This is a genomic window from Falsihalocynthiibacter sp. S25ZX9, assembly GCF_041205405.1.
Taxonomy (GTDB): domain Bacteria; phylum Pseudomonadota; class Alphaproteobacteria; order Rhodobacterales; family Rhodobacteraceae; genus Falsihalocynthiibacter; species Falsihalocynthiibacter arcticus.
The window spans coordinates 12,885-31,079 of sequence record NZ_JBGFCD010000004.1 but is presented as its reverse complement, the minus strand read 5'-3'; the positions used below and the strand labels follow the sequence as shown (position 1 = coordinate 31,079).

The 18,195-nt window shown below is 53.6% G+C and carries 20 protein-coding genes; 7 read left to right on the top strand and 13 right to left on the bottom strand.

What is annotated here, in order from left to right:
• Positions 1-60: 60 nt before the first annotated feature.
• The 8 genes from AB9F29_RS05995 to AB9F29_RS05960 all read right to left on the bottom strand — a co-directional run bounded on the left by AB9F29_RS05995 (position 61) and on the right by AB9F29_RS05960 (position 7,738).
• Positions 61-2,262, bottom strand: coding sequence for a 3-hydroxyacyl-CoA dehydrogenase NAD-binding domain-containing protein (locus tag AB9F29_RS05995; RefSeq protein ID WP_369754957.1), 2,202 nt, complete (start codon positions 2,260-2,262; stop codon positions 61-63).
• A gap of 105 nt (positions 2,263-2,367) precedes the next feature.
• Positions 2,368-2,838: a cupin domain-containing protein gene (locus AB9F29_RS05990; RefSeq protein WP_369754956.1), complete on the bottom strand. Its 471-nt coding sequence runs from the start codon at positions 2,836-2,838 to the stop codon at positions 2,368-2,370.
• A gap of 39 nt (positions 2,839-2,877) precedes the next feature.
• On the bottom strand, positions 2,878-4,089 hold the full coding sequence (locus tag AB9F29_RS05985; protein WP_369754955.1) for an acetyl-CoA C-acetyltransferase: 1,212 nt from the start codon (positions 4,087-4,089) through the stop codon (positions 2,878-2,880).
• 13 nt (positions 4,090-4,102) lie between these two features.
• Positions 4,103-4,738 carry a glutathione S-transferase family protein gene (locus tag AB9F29_RS05980; protein WP_335584953.1) on the bottom strand — a complete coding sequence of 212 codons (636 nt, stop codon included), beginning with the start codon at positions 4,736-4,738 and terminating at the stop codon, positions 4,103-4,105.
• A gap of 51 nt (positions 4,739-4,789) precedes the next feature.
• On the bottom strand, positions 4,790-5,002 hold the full coding sequence (locus tag AB9F29_RS05975; RefSeq protein ID WP_039002697.1) for a hypothetical protein: 213 nt from the start codon (positions 5,000-5,002) through the stop codon (positions 4,790-4,792).
• Positions 5,003-5,021: 19 nt separating this feature from the next.
• Entirely contained in the window at positions 5,022-6,800 is a 1,779-nt protein-coding gene (locus tag AB9F29_RS05970) for an acyl-CoA dehydrogenase C-terminal domain-containing protein (protein ID WP_369754954.1), read from the bottom strand.
• Positions 6,801-6,812: 12 nt separating this feature from the next.
• A complete protein-coding gene (locus AB9F29_RS05965; RefSeq protein WP_039002695.1) occupies positions 6,813-7,208 on the bottom strand; it encodes a MerR family DNA-binding transcriptional regulator in 396 nt (131 codons plus the stop codon).
• 170 nt (positions 7,209-7,378) lie between these two features.
• Positions 7,379-7,738: a MerR family DNA-binding transcriptional regulator gene (locus tag AB9F29_RS05960; protein WP_369754953.1), complete on the bottom strand. Its 360-nt coding sequence runs from the start codon at positions 7,736-7,738 to the stop codon at positions 7,379-7,381.
• Positions 7,739-7,875: 137 nt separating this feature from the next.
• Here AB9F29_RS05960 and AB9F29_RS05955 point away from each other — a divergent pair, with 137 nt between their 5' ends.
• Genes AB9F29_RS05955 through AB9F29_RS05945 form a run of 3 tightly spaced genes read left to right on the top strand, consistent with a single transcriptional unit; the run spans position 7,876 to position 10,134 of the window.
• Positions 7,876-8,313 carry a PaaI family thioesterase gene (locus AB9F29_RS05955; protein ID WP_335584949.1) on the top strand — a complete coding sequence of 146 codons (438 nt, stop codon included), beginning with the start codon at positions 7,876-7,878 and terminating at the stop codon, positions 8,311-8,313.
• The gene (locus AB9F29_RS05950; RefSeq protein WP_335584948.1) at positions 8,310-8,819 is read left to right on the top strand and encodes a PaaI family thioesterase; all 510 of its coding nucleotides are present in this window, start codon (positions 8,310-8,312) and stop codon (positions 8,817-8,819) included. Before AB9F29_RS05955 ends, AB9F29_RS05950 begins: the two co-directional genes overlap by 4 nt.
• A gap of 1 nt (position 8,820) precedes the next feature.
• The gene (locus AB9F29_RS05945; RefSeq protein WP_369754952.1) at positions 8,821-10,134 is read left to right on the top strand and encodes an MATE family efflux transporter; all 1,314 of its coding nucleotides are present in this window, start codon (positions 8,821-8,823) and stop codon (positions 10,132-10,134) included.
• Here the strand turns inward: AB9F29_RS05945 and AB9F29_RS05940 are convergent.
• From AB9F29_RS05940 to AB9F29_RS05930, 3 genes are all read right to left on the bottom strand, one after another.
• A complete protein-coding gene (locus AB9F29_RS05940) occupies positions 10,131-11,192 on the bottom strand; it encodes a quinone-dependent dihydroorotate dehydrogenase (protein ID WP_369754951.1) in 1,062 nt (353 codons plus the stop codon). The two genes, AB9F29_RS05945 and AB9F29_RS05940, sit on opposite strands and share 4 nt — an antisense overlap.
• Positions 11,189-11,527 carry a DUF952 domain-containing protein gene (locus AB9F29_RS05935; RefSeq protein ID WP_369754950.1) on the bottom strand — a complete coding sequence of 113 codons (339 nt, stop codon included), beginning with the start codon at positions 11,525-11,527 and terminating at the stop codon, positions 11,189-11,191. The genes AB9F29_RS05940 and AB9F29_RS05935 overlap by 4 nt, the downstream gene beginning before the upstream one ends.
• Before the next feature lie 573 nt (positions 11,528-12,100).
• Complete coding sequence (locus tag AB9F29_RS05930; RefSeq protein ID WP_369754949.1) at positions 12,101-12,646, bottom strand: Lrp/AsnC family transcriptional regulator; 546 nt, start codon at positions 12,644-12,646, stop codon at positions 12,101-12,103.
• 67 nt (positions 12,647-12,713) lie between these two features.
• Between AB9F29_RS05930 and AB9F29_RS05925 the strand changes: the two genes are divergently transcribed.
• Genes AB9F29_RS05925 through AB9F29_RS05915 form a run of 3 tightly spaced genes read left to right on the top strand, consistent with a single transcriptional unit; the run spans position 12,714 to position 14,801 of the window.
• The gene (locus tag AB9F29_RS05925; RefSeq protein WP_369754948.1) at positions 12,714-13,490 is read left to right on the top strand and encodes an acetoacetate decarboxylase family protein; all 777 of its coding nucleotides are present in this window, start codon (positions 12,714-12,716) and stop codon (positions 13,488-13,490) included.
• On the top strand, positions 13,487-13,936 hold the full coding sequence (locus tag AB9F29_RS05920; protein WP_369754947.1) for a DUF2000 family protein: 450 nt from the start codon (positions 13,487-13,489) through the stop codon (positions 13,934-13,936). The genes AB9F29_RS05925 and AB9F29_RS05920 overlap by 4 nt, the downstream gene beginning before the upstream one ends.
• A 10-nt stretch (positions 13,937-13,946) precedes the next feature.
• Positions 13,947-14,801: a branched-chain amino acid aminotransferase gene (locus AB9F29_RS05915; protein ID WP_369754946.1), complete on the top strand. Its 855-nt coding sequence runs from the start codon at positions 13,947-13,949 to the stop codon at positions 14,799-14,801.
• Between the two features lie 228 nt (positions 14,802-15,029).
• On the opposite strand, the gene AB9F29_RS05910 is transcribed toward AB9F29_RS05915, so the two are convergent.
• Positions 15,030-16,412 (bottom strand): transposase, encoded by a 1,383-nt coding sequence (locus AB9F29_RS05910; RefSeq protein ID WP_369754945.1) that lies wholly within the window; start codon positions 16,410-16,412, stop codon positions 15,030-15,032.
• A gap of 183 nt (positions 16,413-16,595) precedes the next feature.
• Positions 16,596-17,162 (bottom strand): TetR/AcrR family transcriptional regulator, encoded by a 567-nt coding sequence (locus AB9F29_RS05905; RefSeq protein ID WP_369754944.1) that lies wholly within the window; start codon positions 17,160-17,162, stop codon positions 16,596-16,598.
• Positions 17,163-17,337: 175 nt separating this feature from the next.
• Here AB9F29_RS05905 and AB9F29_RS05900 point away from each other — a divergent pair, with 175 nt between their 5' ends.
• Complete coding sequence (locus AB9F29_RS05900) at positions 17,338-18,126, top strand: alpha/beta fold hydrolase (RefSeq protein ID WP_369754943.1); 789 nt, start codon at positions 17,338-17,340, stop codon at positions 18,124-18,126.
• Positions 18,127-18,195: the final 69 nt, after the last annotated feature.

Here is an 18,195-nt window from a genome sequence, read left to right as displayed (position 1 = left end):
AAGAAAATACGGCGCACTGTTGGGAGGCAGCGCGCCGTATTTTCAATTTAGCGGAGCGGATTAGGCGGCTTTTTCAGTGGCAAAACGGGTGTAAAACACTTCTCCATTCCGCGCCATTTCACGCAGCAGATCAGGCGTTTCAAAACGTGGTCCGAATTTCTCGGTGAGCGCATCACAAAGCTCAACCGCACGACCAGCTCCAAGGATATCAAGCCAGCTAAACGGCCCGCCCGACCAAGGCGCAAAGCCCCAGCCCAAAATCGCGCCAACATCGCCCTCGCGGATATCCATCAAAACGCCTTCGTCGAGCGCCCGTACGGCCTCAAGCACTTGAGCAAAGAGGAGACGGTGCTGTACTTCGGTGAGGTCCGGTTGTTCGTCCGCAACAGGATACCGCGCGGCCAAACCATCCCAAAGCCCCGTGCGTTTGCCCTTGTCGTCGTAGGCATAGAAGCCTGCATTGGCTTTGCGACCCAAACGGCCTTCGTCAGCCATCCAGAACAGCACCGGATCAACGGCTTCGTTTGGATAGGCGTCACCCATCGCGGCCTTGGTGGCCTTAGCGATTTTTACGCCCAAATCGATGGAGGTTTCGTCCGTTAATTGGAGGGGACCAAGCGGCATGCCGACCAGTTTCGCTGCGTTTTCGATCAGGGCAGGTTCAACACCTTCGGCGACCATGCGAATGCCCTCGTTGATGTAGGGAATGATGCAACGGTTCGCATAAAAGAAACGCGCGTCGTTCACAACGATGGGTGTCTTGCGGATTTGGCGGCAGTAATCCAAAGCCTTGGCGACAGCGCGGTCGCCCGTTGCAGCGCCTTTGATAATCTCGACCAACATCATTTTCTCAACGGGACTAAAGAAGTGGATGCCAATGTATTGATCCGCATGTTCGCTGGCTTTGGCGAGTTCGGTGATCGGCAAAGTCGACGTGTTGGTTGCAAAAATGCACTCCGAACCGATCACGGCTTCGACCTTGGCGGTCACTTCGGCCTTGATCGCTACGTCCTCAAAGACGGCCTCGATGATCAAGTCACAATCGGCGAGCAGTGCATAGTCTGTTGTCGTCGTAATGCGGCTTAGGAGGGCTTCCTTGCTTTCAGCGGTCGCTTTCTTACGGGCGATGCCTTTGTCCATATAACTCGCGCAATAGGCTTTACCCTTGTCCGCGGCTTCTTGGTTCTGGTCCAGCAAAACAACGTCGATGCCCGCTTTTGCAGAGACCAGCGAAATGCCAGCGCCCATCATGCCTGCGCCGAGGACGCCGACCTTTTTAACGCGTTGGTCGGGGATACCTGCGGGACGAACTGCGCCCTTGTCGAGCGCTTCTTTGTTGATGAAAAGGCTGCGGATCATTGCCGTGGAGCTTGGGTTCATCAAGACATTGGTAAACCAGCGCGCTTCGATTTTGAGGGCCGTATCGAAAGGCACCAGCGCGCCTTCATAGACAGCAGAGAGCAGAGCTTTTGCGGCGGGGTAGACGCCTTTGGTTTTGCTATGGACCATGGCGGAAGCGCCAACAAAGGTCATGAAGCCAGCAGGATGGTATGGCGCGCCGCCGGGCATTTTATAGCCTTTGGCGTCCCAAGGTTTGAGGATGTCCGCATCTGTCGCGCTCAACACCCAAGCCTTGGCTGCAGGAAGGAGTTCTTCCGCTGGGACGACCTCGTCGATCAGACCGGCCATCTTGGCCTTTTTAGGATCAGAGAGCTTACCCTCAAGCAGGAAGGGGCTTGCCGCCATCGCGCCGAGTTTGCGCGCCAGACGGGTTGTTCCGCCAGCACCCGGGAAAATGCCGACCATGATTTCGGGAAGGCCGATTTTGGCTTTTGGATTGTCGGCGGCGAAAATACGGTGACAGGCAAGGGGCAGCTCAAGGCCGATCCCAACTGCGGTGCCGGGGAGGGCCGCTGCGATAGGTTTGCCGCCTTTGTTGGTTTTGGGGTCCATGCCCGCGCGCTCAATTTTACGTAAAACGCCATGCATAGCCATAGTGCCTTCGAACAGGCCTTTGGCGGGGTTGTCGCCCGCGTCTTCTTTCATCTTTGCAATGACGTTGAGGTCCATGCCGCCCGCGAAATCTGCCTTACCCGAGGTGATGACGATGCCCTTAACGGCGTCATCGGCAAGGGCGGCGTCAACCGCGGCTTCAAGTTCTGCAAAGCCCTCGAGGCTCATGACGTTCATTGATTTTTCGGGAACGTCCCATGTGATAACCGCTACGCCGTCCGCGTCGATTTGAGTTGTGAAATCAGTCATTTACTCTCTCCTTTTGGACCGGAGTCCCGTCGCTTGTGAGATGTCGACGCTTTGAGGTCGTGTTTCTCGAAAATAAGGGTGTGATTGGGAAAGGCTGCTTTCCCACTAGATATCGTCCGGCAAAGGGGTGCCATCGTGACGAGTGAAAACCGGATTTCCTTCGCCCAGAACCACTTTCATGTCTATGTCGGAATAGGTTGCCACCTCATGTGGGGCTCGGGTGCCGATGACAAGGAAGCGTGCTTCTTCGTCGCTTTGGTTGATGAAGCAATGACCATCTGCAACCCCCGCTGGGAACGCGGCGCATTCGCCGACGGTCATTTCTTCTTCGCCCGCGTCCATGTGCAACATGACGCGCCCTTGGGTGACCATAACAAATTCGTCTTCATTGAGGTGCCAATGGCGAAGGGAAGATTTCGCGCCCGGAGCGAGAATGATAATATTCGCGCCGAATTGTGTCAGGCCTCCTGCATCACCGACCCGAAGGGACGTCCGCCCGTCCATTTGGCCAGCAAGGGTTCCCGGATAGATAGATCCGCTTCGAGCTTGGCGTTTGTCCAAATCAACTTTTGCCATGTCGCGTTCCTCCTTGCTGTTGGGGTGTTTGAACGGGTTTTAGACCCGTTCGATGATTGTTGCGGCGCCCATGCCAGACGCGATGCAAAGGGTAGCAAGGCCAACCTCTTTGTCCTGACGCTCAAGTTCATCGAGCAATGTGCCGATAATCATTGCGCCCGTCGCGCCGAGGGGATGCCCCATCGCAATCGAGCCACCACCCGCGTTTACAATCGCTGGATCAACTTCAAACCGCTGCATGAAGCGCAGAACAACCGCGGCGAAGGCCTCATTAACTTCGAACAAATTAATGTCGGAAATATCCATGCCGTGGTCTTTGAGGATTTTTTCGGTCACGGGCACAGGGCCGGTCAACATGATGGTTGGGTCGGTCCCAATTTTCGCAGTCGCACGGATACGAGCGCGTGGTTTGAGGCCATATTTCTCGCCAAACTCTTTGTTGCCGATCAGGACAGCAGCGGAGCCATCCACAATCCCCGAGGAATTCCCCGCGTGGTGGATGTGGTTGATTTTCTCAAGGTGCGGATATTTCATCATGGCGACATTATCAAAGCCGGGCATGACTTCGCCCATCGCTTGGAAGCTGGCATTCAACGCGCCGAGGGCTTGCATATCGGTACCTGGGCGCATGTATTCGTCGTGGTCTAAAATCGTTAGACCGTTTTGGTCTTTGATCGTGATGATGGATTTAGCGAAACGATTTTCCGCCCAAGACTGTGCCGCGCGACGTTGGCTTTCAACGGCCAATGCGTCGGCTTGATCGCGGGTAAAGCCATATTCGGTGGCGATAATATCGGCGGAAATACCTTGTGGGACAAAGTAGGTTTTCATGGCAACGGTTGGGTCAACCGCGATGGCTGCGCCGTCGCTTCCCATGGGCACGCGGCCCATCATTTCAACGCCGCCCGCGACATAGGCCATGCCTGCGCCGCCCCTGATTTGGTTCGCCGCGAGGTTCACGGCTTCCATGCCGGATGCACAGAAACGGTTGATCGCAAGGCCGGGTACTTGTTGGTCAAAGTCGCTGGCCAAAACGGCGGTCCGTGCCAAACAACCGCCTTGCTCGCCAACTTGGGTGACGTTGCCCCAAATCACGTCTTCGATGGATTTGGTGTCGAGGTTATTGCGCTCTTTGACGGCATTCAGGATTTGCGCCGAGAGGTTCACGGAGGTCAATTCGTGCAACGCGCCGTCTTTGCGGCCTTTGCCACGTGGGCTGCGCACGGCATCATAGATATAGGCTTCGGTCATAACGGATTCCTTCTTAAGCGCGATCGGCAGGGGAGCCGGGCATCAGATCATAGGGTGTTTTATAGCCGGGTAGGGCTTCGATGCGCGACAGCCATGCATCGATATGGGGCCAGTCTGCGCGTTCAAAGCCAAAGGGCTCTGGGTAAAAGAGATAGCCGCAGCACGAAAGATCGGCGTTGGTAATGCTGTCTCCAACAAGCCAGTCGTTGTCCGCGAGGGCATCATTGAGGATTTTGTATGTGTTGAGAAGGCGGCCTTGGTTAAAGGCGATCACTTCTGCGGGACGTTTGTCTTCAGGAAGGAAGTTGATCAAAAAGCGCGTCATGCCCGCGACGCCGGACAATTTGTTATTGTCCCAAAGAACCCAGCGCAAAATCTCGCGGCGCTCAGCGGAATCGCGACCACCGAATTTTCCAGTTTTCTCGCTGATGTAATCTTGGATGGCGCCCGATTGAGACAAGTGCAAATCGCCGTCGATAAGGCAGGGCACTTCGCCCATATTATTTATCGCACGATAGACATCTGAACGCGCCCCGCCGTTGAAAAAGTCGACGTATACGGGCTTCCATTCAAGGCCCGAAAGTTCCAAAGCGAGGGCCGCCTTATAGGCATTTCCGCTTTCCCCAAAGCAATAGAGTTGGATGGTCATTCTTGCGTTCCTCCGGTCGAAATAAGTTTGTTCTCTGGTGCTTCAAAGGCGCTATTTTTTACGGGCTTCGAGTTCCGAATTGAAAAGGCGCAACTTGACGGTGAGGTTCTCCTCATGGATCACCGAGTTGAAATTCTCAAAAAGGAAGCTCAACGCCTCGCCTTCGTCTAGACCCGCTTCTGCTGAAAACTTGCGAAGGCGGCGATAGCCATCCTCGGTCATTGCGACAGGAAAACGGCGAGTCAGACGAAAACGTTTGGGCATGAGAAGCTCCTTTGGGGCCTTAAAACTGCCCCGCATCTAGGGCCATAACCGTGTCCGCGCCAGTTTGAATGCGGGCAAGGTGCAGGCTTGTTGCGGGCAATTGTCGGGCCATGTAATAGCGGCCAGTTGCGATTTTCGTAGTGTAGAAGTCTTTGTCCGAAGCGCCACCCTCGATTGCATCATGAGCGGCTTTTGCCATGCGGGCCCACATCAGGCCAAGACAAGTGTGGCCGAACAAATGCATGAAGTCATAGGACCCCGCGAGCGCATTGTTCGGGTCTTTCATACCGTTTTCCACGAAGTACATACTCGCCGCTTGCAGGTCTTTGCTGGCCTGTTTGAGCTGTGGCAAGAAATCATCCTTAAGGGCAGGGTGATCGGCGTTTTCCTTGATGAAGTTTTTGATGATTTCAAAGAAAGCCAGCACGTGTTTGCCGCCATCCGTTCCGAGCTTGCGACCAACGAGGTCAAGCGCTTGAACGCCGTTCGCGCCTTCATAAATCATCGCAATACGGGCATCGCGGGCAAATTGGGACATGCCCCATTCTTCGATATAGCCGTGTCCGCCATAGACTTGCTGGGCGTTGATCGCCATCTCAAAGCCCTTGTCCGTCAGGAAGCCCTTGATGACAGGGGTGAGCAATCCAACAAGGCCTTCGGCGTCTTTGTTGCCAAGCTTGTGCCCTTCGTCGATCATTGAGGCGCCCCACATAACAAAAGTACGGGCGGCCTCAACGAAGCTTTTCTGATCCATCAAATTGCGACGGATATCTGGATGCACAATCAGGGGATCAGCAGGGCCATTGGGGTTTTGCGCCCCAGTCACGGCGCGCCCTTGCAGGCGGTCGTTGGCATAGATGACTGCATTTTGATAGGCGGCTTCGGCTTGGGCATAGCCTTGAAGGCCAACGCCCAGACGCGCTTCGTTCATCATGGTGAACATGGCGCGCATACCTTTGTGCATATCCCCAAGCAGGAACCCACGCGCGGAATCATAGTTCATCACACAGGTCGAATTGCCGTGGATGCCCATTTTCTCTTCAATGCTTCCAACAGATACGCCATTTCGTTCGCCAAGCGAGCCGTTTTCGTTGACGTTGAACTTGGGCACAATAAAGAGCGACACCCCTTTGACGCCTTCAGGACCACCGGGAATTTTGGCAAGCACAAGGTGAATGACATTTTTGGACATGTCATGGTCGCCAGCCGAAATGAAGATTTTCTGGCCTGTGATCGCGTAGGAGCCGTCGTCTTGTGGCTCGGCTTTTGTGCGCATCAAACCAAGGTCGGTGCCACAGTGGGGTTCGGTCAGATTCATCGTGCCGGTCCACTCACAGGACACCATTTTGGGCAGAAATGTCTGTTTTTGCGCATCGGTGCCGTGTACGTGGATCGCGGAATAGGCCCCGTGCGTGAGGCCCTGATACATGTTGAACGCCATGTTGGCGGAAACGAAAATCTCGCCGACGGAAGTAGCCAAAACGTAGGGCATGCCTTGGCCGCCGTATTCGGGATCGCAGTCCAGTGCCGTCCAGCCGCCGTCCTTCATCTGCTCAAACGCTTCTTTGAACCCCTTTGGCGTGTAAACGACGCCATTCTCCAAACGACAGCCTTCGCGGTCGCCAGAGAAGTTGAGCGGTGCAAGCACGTTGGAAGCGATTTTTCCCGCTTCCTCAATGACCGCCAAAGTGAAGTCAGGTTCAAGTTCATCATAGCCAGGAATGGCACTTTCGGACACTTTGAGCACTTCATGCAAAACGAATTGCAGATCTTGGGTGGGGGCTACATAGCTGGGCATATCGGGGTTCCCTTATTCGGCCGCATTGGGGCGTTGCATCTCGGCGAGGCGCTGTTCGCCCCATTTTAATTGAAGGCGCAAATCTTCGATTGCACCTGTAAGCTCGTCGCGCTGGGCGATCATGTCTTTTAGGCGTTCATGGGCGAGCTGATAGGTGCGGTTCAACTGGGTGAATTGCGCGTCATCCATGTCGTAGAGATCTAAAAGCTGGCGAATGTCTTCGAGGGAAAAGCCAAAACGTTTCCCCTGCAAAATAAGCTTGAGGCGGGCGCGATCCCGTTTTGTAAACAGACGGTGTTGCCCGTCACGCACAGGAAATAGCAGCTCTTTTGCTTCGTAAAAACGTAATGTGCGCGGGGTCACATCAAAGGCAATACACATTTGTCGGATGGTCATCATGTCGGTCATGGGGCGCTCCTTGTGGTTGCTTCTGCACCCACACATGGGAGGGTCACTGCAACTCTACAATACAGCTTGACGTTAACGTAAACGAAACGCTACGTCACTTTGTTCCTGACGGCACGTAAGGGGGTTTTTGGTGTTTTTGCGTGCAAAAAGGAGATATCTTAAGGCGCAGACTAGCCGAGGGCCTCGTCGCGTAGGCTCTGCAAATCGTCTATCGATTCTTGCAACTCAACGGCTTGTGCACGCAACGCAATCAGTTGGCGATCCGCCATTTCCACCCACGCATTCATTTGCGACTTGGTGCCCGCCTCTTCATAGATCATCAACCATTGGCGGATTTCTTCCAGGCTAAATCCAAACCGGCGTCCACGCAGAATAAGGACCATACGCGCCACTTCGCGACCGGTGTAAAAGCGGCTACGACCCTCTTTTTCAGGTTGCAGTAGTTCAATGTATTCATAATACCGCAATGTGCGCGGAGTCACATCAAATTTCGCACACATGTCTTTGAAATTGAGGCGTGTTTGCGTCATGTTCTTGGGTTCTCCTTACAACCAAACCTAGGGTCATATGACGAGCGATTCAATCGCTGGTTTTAGGCGGGTCAGATTATTAGCGCTTGATGCGTCAATCAGTTCGGCCAATAACCGTTTTAAGGAAAGGTGGTCCCATGAGCCATGACAGAACAGAAGTCGCCCGAAAATTTATTGAAGCAATTCCGTTTTCGCAGGCCCTCGGGATGACCCTTGATGAACTTGGCGATGGTGTCGCAGAGATTTCGATGCCCTATGACGCGCGTTTTGTTGGCGACCCTCAAACGGGGGTGATTCACGGCGGCGCGGTCTCCGCCTTAATGGACACCTGTAGTGGCGCGGCAGTCATGAGCCATCCGTCCAATCCAATCGCAACCGCGACGATCGATCTCAGGATTGACTACATGCGCAGCGCTACCCCGGGTCAACGGATCGTCGCACGGGCCGAATGCTATCACGTCACCCGCAGCGTCGCCTTTATTCGGGTAACCGCGCGGGACGATGAGGGCGAAATTCCCGTAGCCTCCGCGACGGGTGCTTTCACACTTGAGCGCGCGCAGGAGAAAACAGCATGAACCGTCGCCCTCCCGAACCCGTTCAGGTCATCAAGCAACGACGCGATTCAACCTTGGCAGCGCTGGTCCATGGCGTGCCGTTCATTCAGTTCTTGGATATTCGGTTTGATCGGCGCGGAGACGAATTGACCGCGACCTTGCCCTACAGAGAAAGCCTGATCGGAAATCCGACTTTACCCGCGATCCACGGAGGAGCAACGGCGAGTTTTCTTGAGGTGACGGCGATTATTGAACTGTCGTGGGGCATGCTCTGGCAGGATATGGAGAGTGGGGTGCTTGATGCAGAAACCTTGGACCCCAACAATCTACCACGTCTCCCGAAAACCATTGATTTTAGCGTTGATTATTTACGCACGGGCCTCCCCCGTGATGCCTATGCACGGGCGCGGGTCAATCGGTCGGGGCGGAGATACGCCAGCGTCCATGTTGAAGCATGGCAAGACAACCGCACTCGTTTATTCGCGCAAGCGACGGGGCATTTTTTGATGCCACAAAAGGGCGATTAATTTGACACGTAAAGTCACGCACCGGCGCGTTCTAAAAATTGCCCTCCCTATCGTTATTTCCAATGCCACGGTCCCCTTTCTAGGGATCGTGGATACTGGAGTTGTCGGTCAACTTGGCCTCGCGGCGCCGATTGGCGCGGTGGGCATCGGGGCGATTATCCTGACGGCGATTTACTGGATTTTTGGGTTCTTGCGCATGGGAACGACGGGCCTTGCGGGACAGGCTTTGGGTGCAAATGACCAGCCCGAATTGGCCGCCATTTTGACGCGTGCACTGCTTGTTGGATTGACCGCAGGTTTGGGGATTTTCCTGCTGCAAGTACCCCTGTTTGCGGGGGCCTTTTTCGTTTCGCCCGCATCGCCCGAAGTTGAAGGCCTCGCGCGCTCCTACATGGGAATTCGCGTCTATTCGGCTCCGGCAATGATTGGGATTTATGGCCTGACAGGGTGGCTTATCGCGGCGGAACGCACCCGCGCGGTTTTGGCAATTCAGTTATTGATGAACGGCGTGAATGTCGGCCTCGACTTTCTCTTTGTTCTTCATTTCGACTGGGGTGTGAACGGCGTCGCCATCGCGACCGTCATTGCGGAATGGGGTGGTTTTGCCCTTGCGCTGTGGTTCTGTCGTGCAACTTTTTACGCGCCCGATTGGCGAAATTGGGGGCAGGTTTTTGACCGTATTCGGTTACAACGCATGCTCTTGGTTAACAGCGATATTATGCTGCGCTCTGTGATGCTTCAGGTGATTTTCGTATCGTTTCTTTTCTTTGGTGCGGATTTTGGCGACGTGCCCTTGGCGGCGAACCAAATCCTCATGCAGTTCCTGATGATTACGGCCTATGCGCTCGACGGGTTTGCCTTCGCGGTGGAGGCCCTCGTGGCGCAATCCTTGGGGTCGAAATCCCGCTTTGATCTGCGCCAAAGCGCGCTGCTCTGTACGTTTTGGTCGCTCATTGTTTGCATCGGTTTGACGGTTGTTTTTGCGCTGTTCGGTGAAGGCATCATCGACCTTATGGCCAAGTCCGAACCCGTCCGCGCCGAGGCGCGAATTTACCTTGGATATATGATCGCTGCACCACTCATCGGGATGTGGTCTTGGATACTGGATGGCATCTTTATTGGCGCGACGCGCAGTCGCGATATGCGAAATATGATGTTTTTAAGCTTATTGGTTTACGGCGGGGCTGTGCTGGTTTTGGTGCCTGCGTACGGAAATCATGGGTTGTGGATAGCCCTGTTAATTTCTTTCGTTGCGCGCGCCATTACGCTTGGCGCACGCTATCCATCGCTTGAACGCGACGCGAACCCTGTCTAAAGCCACGCGTCCCTTGCGGTGCCTACAGCTTGCGAAACATGGCTAAACCCGTCGGCCTCAAGATGGGCTTCAAGCCCTTGGGCGATGTCGCGCACCAAGGACATCCCTTGATAAACAAGGGCGGAATAAAGCTGTACCGCTGTTGCACCGGCCCGAATTTTTGCATAGGCCTCTGCGGCATTGGAAATTCCACCGACGCCAATGAGCGGAAGATTTCCATCGGTGATTTTTGACAGTTGCGCGAGGACGCGGGTGCTTTTTTCAAAAAGCGGCGCTCCAGAAAGCCCCCCCATTTCGTCCCTGTGGCTGCTTTTTAGGCCATCACGATCAAGGGTCGTATTGGTCGCGATGATGGCATCAATGCCGACTTCGATTGCGACTTCGGCTATTTGAGTAAGCTCCTCAACATTCAAGTCGGGCGCAATTTTGAGGAAAACGCGTGTATTGGGCGCGACTTCAGCGCGGACATCAAGGACACCCTGAAGGAGGCCGCGCAGCGCATCTGCCCCCTGTAAATCACGCAGTTTTTCGGTATTGGGCGACGACACATTGACGGTTGCGAAGGCCACGTGGGGACCACAAACGCGCATTACGCGGGCGAAATCATTTGCACGATCGTTGCTGTCTTTGTTTGCGCCCAAATTGAGGCCCACAGGCACGCGAGGTTTTGCAGTGGAAAGACGTGCCGCAATCGCATCCGCGCCCTGATTGTTAAAGCCAAACCGATTGATTACGGCGCGATCTTCGGTCAGACGAAAGAGGCGTGGTTTGGGATTTCCAGGTTGGGCATGAGGTGTCGCGGCCCCAACTTCTATAAAGCCAAAACCTGCCTGCGTCAGGGGCACAATGGCCTCGGCATTTTTGTCATAGCCCGCCGCCAACCCAATGGGGTTGAGCAAGTCAATACCGCAGAGATTGGTCGCCAATCTGTCGCCTCCAACCGGACCACCGGGCATCGGGACAAGACCCGCATTCAAGGCCTTAATCGAAAGGCTATGCGCTACTTCTGGGGAACACGCGTGTAGCGCTTTCAGCCCGTATTTCTCAAGAAAACTCATGGAATATCATCGGGAAAGACATGACCATTCTCCCCCATTGGCAAGAGGGCGTGCGCCACCGCGTCGCTGCGTTTTAATTTGCGATACAAGTGCGGGAACTCTTTTCCACCCCGCGAGACTTCCCATTTCAAGGCCTCTCCAAGCGTATCCGCGTCTATTGTGACAAGGACAAGCGTCGGGCTTCCTGCGAAATGTTTCGCGACTGTTTCGCGCAACTGTTCTGCGGTGGAAAAATGGATATACCCATCCGCTAGATCCACAGGTGCGCCCTCGGTTTTCCCGTTTTGCACCAAATCAGCCCATTCGGACTCTTGAAAAACTTTGTAAATAAGCATGGTATTGGAATGCCTTTTGCTTAAACTTTGGTCAAGTCCTTCTTGTCATCTCAACGTTACCTAGGGTCAATAAATAGATTGGGAAAGAAGCCTTTGACTCTGAAGCTGCATTTGGTCAATCTATCGCTCTAGAACAATAATAGGGAGTAATTGATTTCCCTATAAGTTCTATTACTTTTCAATGATTTATGGCGTCGGTGGGTAGAGAATGGGTAGTGGTTGTACTTCGTTTGTTCAATTTCGGGATTTTGGATATTAGGGATTATTGGGGAATAGCACGGGCTTAGCTAGAGATTATGCTGCCGTCTTAGCACAGCCGCCTTTAGCGGACATTGGTGCATTTTGCAGCGGATGACGGCTACGAGCCCACTTTGACCGATGCTGCGGGTAGTATAAAAGTCTGCTTTCGCGAACTCGGGGCTCGTATAAGCGATGTCGGACACAGAGGGCGGTATCTCGGACCTGGATAGGGTTTCTGTGATTTCACAGGGCGCGATCAGTTTTGCGTCGTCGAATTCCATTAATGGATCAACCACTGCCAAATATTCTTGTAGCACAGCTGCATTACGTTTCTTAAATCGGCCAACCATTATCGGACTTGATTTCTTTCAGCGCAAAGCTGCTGGTCATTGCCTTGATGCCAGGCAACCGCCTTAGGCGATTCATGGAAAACTCTGCATAATCGTCCAAGTCTCGGCATACAACTTGCAGCAAAAAATCAGCGCCACCCCCCACCGAATGACAGGACACAATCTTTGGAAGGGTCGCAATCGCGCGTTCGAAGGCACCGGCTTCTTCTTCTGAATGTGTGTCGATCTGGACGGAAACAAATACGAGAACGCCCATACCTAATTGTTTGCGATCCAGCATTGCACGGTAGCCCATGATGAGCCCTTGTTCTTCAAGGCGTCGGGTTCGTCGCCAGCAAGGTGATGTGGACATGCCTGTTTGTACAGCTAGTTCCGCGTTGCTCAGGCGACCATCCTTTTGAAGCGCCTGGAGGATGCGGCGGTCCGCGTCGTCCAAACCGCCAATGTTATCAGAGGTTACGTCTTCCAAAATGGTAGTTTCTTTCTTAATCGTGGGAATCATAGATTGATTCTGCCCATATTGGAGCATTTTTCGGAATTATCAATGAATTATGACCGTCATAAATGTGATTATTTACCTCGAAAAGGAGATCATCATGTTTACTGGCTTCACTCCCCCTTATAGCGACACCGGAAAGTCCTCACTCGTTACAGCACCACCGTGGCATTATGCAGGTCGCGTCATGAGCTTTGCTGTCGATGTCGACAAAGAGGCCAGCGCACGGTTTTTGCCAGAGGGCTTTGGTAAACCGACTGGCCGCGCATTCGGCCATTTCTGTGAGTGGCAGGCGACGACGGATGGCTCTGAGTTGCTTGATCCAGCCTACGCGCTCTATGACGAATTCTTTTATCTCTTGGAGGCTGAACACGAGGGACAAAAACGTCTGTTCTGTCCGTTCATCTACGTGACGCAAGATATCTCGATGGTGAGGGGGTTATTGCAGGGCTGGCCCAAGAAGATGGCCTCCGTCCGGATCGCAAGGTCCTATGATCTTGATCATCCTGCAGCGGGTAAAATTCAGAAAGATACCCGCTTGGGAGCAACGGTGGCCGTGAAAGACAGACGGCTAGCCGAAGCAGAGTTGCGGTTGACAGGCGAGATCAGCGAACCCATCGGTTTCCTTGCCACTCCTACGCTTGGTCTAGTGGGGCACCCAACATTGATTGGGGGACCAGATTCGGGGTCGCATCGGCTGGTCAGACAGGACGTATCAGAAAAACTGGTAGGTGACGTCTATGGGGCGACGGGTGAATTGCGGGTCTTGCCCGCTCCGCGCGATGAGTTGTCCGACATCGCCCCGTTGAGAACGACAGAGGCAACGCTTTGTGCATTGGCGCTGACGGTCGTTGGCGTGCAAGAGGTCCAGCTATGACTGTTAATGACGACATTGTGCCGCTACGCGGGACCGGCGATCTGAGATTTGCGATTATCGTCGATCCTCAGCTTGCGTCAGGACTGCTCGCAAACACCGTTGCGACTATCGCAATCGGCCTGGGCGCACGTCATCACGGCGCGGGCAACGTCAGAATGACGGATTCAAACGGGGTTACTATATTCAACAGCGCTGATCGGCCTGTGCCAATATTGCAGGCTGATGCTGCAGCTCTCGCGTCTCTTTTAGAAAAGGCACATGCGCCAAGCACCGATCATTCCGTTGTTGCATTCCCTGCATTTGCACGGTCCCTTCATTCCTTTGAAGAATACGAGAGCGTCTTCCCAGAGCGCCGCTTGATGACAGAAAAACTTGATGGGATCGGTTTGTGTGGCCCATCAAAGTGGGTCCGTTCGTTAACTGGATCGCTCAAGCTTCTAAGGTAAGGACTTCATCATGTTGGATACTTGGACGTACATTAATAATGATTGGTTTGCCGGAGCGACACCGCTCATGTTTGCGACGACCAACGCCGCGTGGCTCGGCAATACAGTATTTGACGGTGCGCGTCGCTATGACGGCGTCTTTCCCGATCTGGCCCTCCACTGCCAACGCGTGGTCCGTTCTGCTGAGATTATGGGCATGATCCCGACCTGCGATGCCGAGACCATTGAGGCACTTGCGAGAGACGGTGCCAAGAAATTTGCATCTGATGCAGCATTGTATATCCGGCCGATGTTTTGGATCGAAGACGGCTTGGGGCCGATTGATCCAACCTCAACCCGCTTCGCGCTGGTTATTCAGGTCATGCCGATGCCTGATGTTTCGCAGGGTTTCAGCGCTTGTATTTCGCCTCTTCGAAAACCTCTTCCCGAAACCGCGCCCACGACAGCAAAGGCATCCTGCCTTTACCCACAGCTTACGCGCGCATGGGGAGAGGCTCGGAAACGTGGCTTCGACAATGCAGTTATGCTGGATGCCCGAGGCGATGTTGCTGAGTTCACAATGCAGAACTTGTTGTTGGTCATGGACAATGAAATCCATACCCCGGTTCCCAATGATATGTTGCTGCCAGGAATTACGCGCGCCCGCGCATTGGGCCTGCTACGTGACATGGGCCTATCCATCGTAGAACGCAAGATATTACCCGACGAACTGTTTACCGCTGATGAAGTCATCTCGACAGGAAACCACGCACGTATCCATCCCTGTAGTCGTCTCGAAGAGACCCACTATGGTGTGGGACAAATCGGAAAGAAGCTCGCATCCAAATATCGCGACTTTGCTCATCAATCTACCAAGACACTATGACACTCGAAACCGGACCTTGAAAAGAAATAGGCGAATGACTGAAGAGTCCCGCACCTTACCAGTTCGTGCACGACGCACCGAAATGCGCTGTTTCTGGGAGCTGTCATTCGTAGATCGCGCAGCGAAGGCGTAGGAAGGGCCGATTTTGTTGAAAAACTCGTTGTTTTAGGAGCGTTGGAGCGAGCTACTGCATTGATTGTCTTGGATGTCCGATGCTCGCCCCACTTGTTAACCTGTTGTGGGAACCAACGGCTTGAGTTTTGCTAACTTCCGGAGGTTCTGGGCGGTGGCGGCGAGGGTAAATTCGTCTTGGACACCACATGGTCCTCGTAATCGGAGCCTGCCCAAGCCGAGGATGCGTTTGAGATGTGCGAACCGCATCTCGACCTTCTTTCGGCGTTTCTGGGCCGTCGCGTTGAACTCGAATGCTGTGCATTGACGGGCGAAGTCTCTGACAATTTCGTATTTCTCACGGGTGATGCTGCGCGTCGCAGTATTTGGGCAGCATTTGGACTTCGATGGACATGCCTGACACTCCAGCTTCAGGCTGCGATATTGGCGACGGCCAGCCTTGGGTGTGAGTCTGTTGGCGTCGGAATAATTCCGTCGGGTTTGGCGAAGCTCTTTGCCTTCCGGGCAGATGTATAGGTCGTTGTCTTCGTCCCAGGTGAAGTCCGATCGTGACCACGTACCATCCTTCCGTTTGGAGTTATCAAATACAGGGATGAAGGGGAGTATTTGCCGCTTCAACGTGAGCCAGACAAGATTATCAGCAGACCCGTATGCCGTGTCTGCGGCCACCCAATCGGGCTTAAGGCCAAAGCGGTCTTCGGTGCGGTCAATCATCTTGCGCATTGCGCCCACTTCCGCCTGCCGGATTGATCGAGAAGCATCCACATCCACGATGATCCCGTGATCTGTATCGATGAGGTAATTGTCTGAATAGGCAAAGAAAGCAGGCCCCTTGCGCGCCGCAGTCCACTGGCTGGCCGGGTCCGCGTGGGCGGTAAACTTGGGCATGACATCACTGGCTGCGCCAAGGGCCTCGTCATTCAGGGTGTCGAGATACTCGCGCACTGCGCGCGGCGCATCATTGGGGTCAGTTTTGCGGGCCGCCCAATCGTCAGGATTGCTGGAGTTCTGCTTCTGAACATCAGCTGAGATTAAGCTAGCATCAACAGCAAATCCCTGACCCCCGACCAGCCCCTCTTGCATGCAGCGCGCGACAGTCGTCTCGAACACGTGCCGTAGTAAACCGCTCTCGCGGAAACGACCGTGGCGGTTCTTGGAAAAGGTCGAATGATCCGGAATGCTGCCGGTCAGATCGAGACGGCAGAACCACCGATACGCCAGGTTCAGGCGCACTTCTTCACAAAGGCGGCGTTCAGAGCGAATGCCGAAGCAGTATCCCACCAACAGCATCCGGATCAGCAACTCTGGATCGATGGATGGGCGGCCAGTGTGGCTGTAGAAATCAGCTAAATGACCACGGCTGCTGCTTAAGTCGACGAACCGGTCAATGGACCGCAGCAAGTGATCTTGCGGGACATGATCCTCGAGCGAGAACTCGTAAAACAGCGCCGCTTGCTCTTCCTGCATGGGTCCCATCATCGCCAAACCTCCCGTTCAATACACGAATTGAATCAGTGACTGACCGCTAGATCAAGGAAGAGTTTTTCAACAAAATCAGCCCAAAATACCGAATGCTGGGATGTGTACGAATGCCTACTGTCGACCGAATAGGCTTGACTGATGGGTTGAGTGTCTAGGGGCTTGCCGGGCACCAAGCGCTTCCTATATTTTTCCCAAAACAAGTTTGGGCAAGTCACGCAATTTGTCACCAGACCCACGTGCTCTTGCGATGACCCATGAGCCCTGCAAGAGCACTAATAACTTTTCAGCGGTTTCACGCGGGTTAGGTGCATCAAGACGTTCAAGATTCGAAGCTGTCACATCGATCCAATTATTGTAGATTATATTTGCCTCTTCGCGCGAAGAAGGCGGTTGGTGCCCGTCAAGGAGTATGCTGGCCACAGGACATCTGCTGCCCTGATCTGTCCGCTCAAACAAGGTGGCGAGACGCTCGCAAAACAAATCAATTGCGGCATGCCAAGTTTGCGATGCTTCAAATGTTGCATCGATAAGGGAAGCCATTTGTTTTCCGGCATCTTGCGCGGCGGCTAGTCCTATGTCGGCTTTTCCGTTGGGAAAGTGGTGGTAAAGCGATCCTTTTGGGACACCACTTGCGTCCAGAATATCAGCTATCGTGGCTCCGTGGTATCCACGTTCCATAAATACCACGTTTGCGGCAGTGACCAATCGATCACGAGAGGTGGTTTTTGAAGCTTTTCGTTGGCTCAAGTTACGGACTCCTCACGAATTAGACGTTTTGGTCTAGACTAAATGGTCTAGCGTCGATATCAAACTAGACCATATAGTCTAGTGAAGGGCTTGTGTTATGCAAGATAAAAGCATTATCCGAAGTGAAACGGTCTCCCTCTCTGCCGATGGCGCGAACCTAGTCGGTACGTCGCGGGTGCCCAGCGATCAACTGCGCGCGTTCGTATTGATCCACGGGGCAGTTGGTGTCCCGCAGACCTACTATGCCAAATTTGCCAATTGGCTGGCAGAAGCAGAAGGTATCGCTAGTCTGACTTACGATTACCGTGATTTTGGGGCGTCTTCTCAAAAACCAATGAGAGACTCAGATGCGACGATGGCCGACTGGGGAACGCTCGATCAGGCCGCCGCTCTCACGTTTGCAATAAGACAAGCCGATCAGCGGGGCGTGCCACTTTGGGTTATTGGGCACTCTTTTGGCGGCTTTATGACCGGTTTTCACGAAGACGCTAGCAAGATTGATAGGTTCATTGCCGTAGCGAGCGGGCCAGTCAATTGGCGGGAGCATCCGTTGAGCTATATGCCTCTCGCACTGCTTTTCTGGTTCGTTATTGGCCCTCTCGCAACGGTTTTTTCCGGATACTTGCCCGGAAGGCGGATTGGACTGGGCGCTGACTTACCTGCTGGCGTATACTGGCAGTGGCGCAGATGGTGTTTGACCAGAACATTCTTCCGGAATGATTCAGAAATCCCTTGGTTGTCATTGTTGAATCCGTCCCGTCTTCAATGTCCTTTGAAAACGGTCGCATTTACAGATGATCAATTGATCCCACCGCGCACAGTGAATCGACTGAAAGAGCTTTACCCAAAGGCTGATGTCATTGATCAAGTATTCGCGCCGAGTGACTTCTCTCTGAAAAAAATCGGACATTTCGGCGCTTTCTCCGCACGAAATACAGATATCTGGCGCGCCATTATTGATTGATGTTGAAATGTTCTTTGGTCTAGAAGCGTAACACCGCTCATTGGGGATGTAATTCGTTGGACCAACAAT

Bases quoted from the DNA above. Each gene is read 5' to 3' on its own strand.
- AB9F29_RS05980 (WP_335584953.1), bottom strand. From the start codon at position 4,738: ATGACCATCCAACTCTATTGCTTTGGGGAAAGCGGAAATGCCTATAAG.
- AB9F29_RS05990 (WP_369754956.1), bottom strand. From the start codon at position 2,838: ATGGCAAAAGTTGATTTGGACAAACGCCAAGCTCGAAGCGGATCTATC.
- AB9F29_RS05925 (WP_369754948.1), top strand. From the start codon at position 12,714: ATGTTTACTGGCTTCACTCCCCCTTATAGCGACACCGGAAAGTCCTCA.
- AB9F29_RS05920 (WP_369754947.1), top strand. From the start codon at position 13,487: ATGACTGTTAATGACGACATTGTGCCGCTACGCGGGACCGGCGATCTG.
- AB9F29_RS05960 (WP_369754953.1), bottom strand. From the start codon at position 7,738: ATGACGCAAACACGCCTCAATTTCAAAGACATGTGTGCGAAATTTGAT.
- AB9F29_RS05970 (WP_369754954.1), bottom strand. From the start codon at position 6,800: ATGCCCAGCTATGTAGCCCCCACCCAAGATCTGCAATTCGTTTTGCAT.
- AB9F29_RS05935 (WP_369754950.1), bottom strand. From the start codon at position 11,527: ATGCTTATTTACAAAGTTTTTCAAGAGTCCGAATGGGCTGATTTGGTG.
- AB9F29_RS05940 (WP_369754951.1), bottom strand. From the start codon at position 11,192: ATGAGTTTTCTTGAGAAATACGGGCTGAAAGCGCTACACGCGTGTTCC.
- AB9F29_RS05965 (WP_039002695.1), bottom strand. From the start codon at position 7,208: ATGACCGACATGATGACCATCCGACAAATGTGTATTGCCTTTGATGTG.
- AB9F29_RS05950 (WP_335584948.1), top strand. From the start codon at position 8,310: ATGAACCGTCGCCCTCCCGAACCCGTTCAGGTCATCAAGCAACGACGC.
- AB9F29_RS05985 (WP_369754955.1), bottom strand. From the start codon at position 4,089: ATGACCGAAGCCTATATCTATGATGCCGTGCGCAGCCCACGTGGCAAA.
- AB9F29_RS05955 (WP_335584949.1), top strand. From the start codon at position 7,876: ATGAGCCATGACAGAACAGAAGTCGCCCGAAAATTTATTGAAGCAATT.
- AB9F29_RS05915 (WP_369754946.1), top strand. From the start codon at position 13,947: ATGTTGGATACTTGGACGTACATTAATAATGATTGGTTTGCCGGAGCG.
- AB9F29_RS05930 (WP_369754949.1), bottom strand. From the start codon at position 12,646: ATGCTCCAATATGGGCAGAATCAATCTATGATTCCCACGATTAAGAAA.
- AB9F29_RS05995 (WP_369754957.1), bottom strand. From the start codon at position 2,262: ATGACTGATTTCACAACTCAAATCGACGCGGACGGCGTAGCGGTTATC.
- AB9F29_RS05975 (WP_039002697.1), bottom strand. From the start codon at position 5,002: ATGCCCAAACGTTTTCGTCTGACTCGCCGTTTTCCTGTCGCAATGACC.
- AB9F29_RS05910 (WP_369754945.1), bottom strand. From the start codon at position 16,412: ATGATGGGACCCATGCAGGAAGAGCAAGCGGCGCTGTTTTACGAGTTC.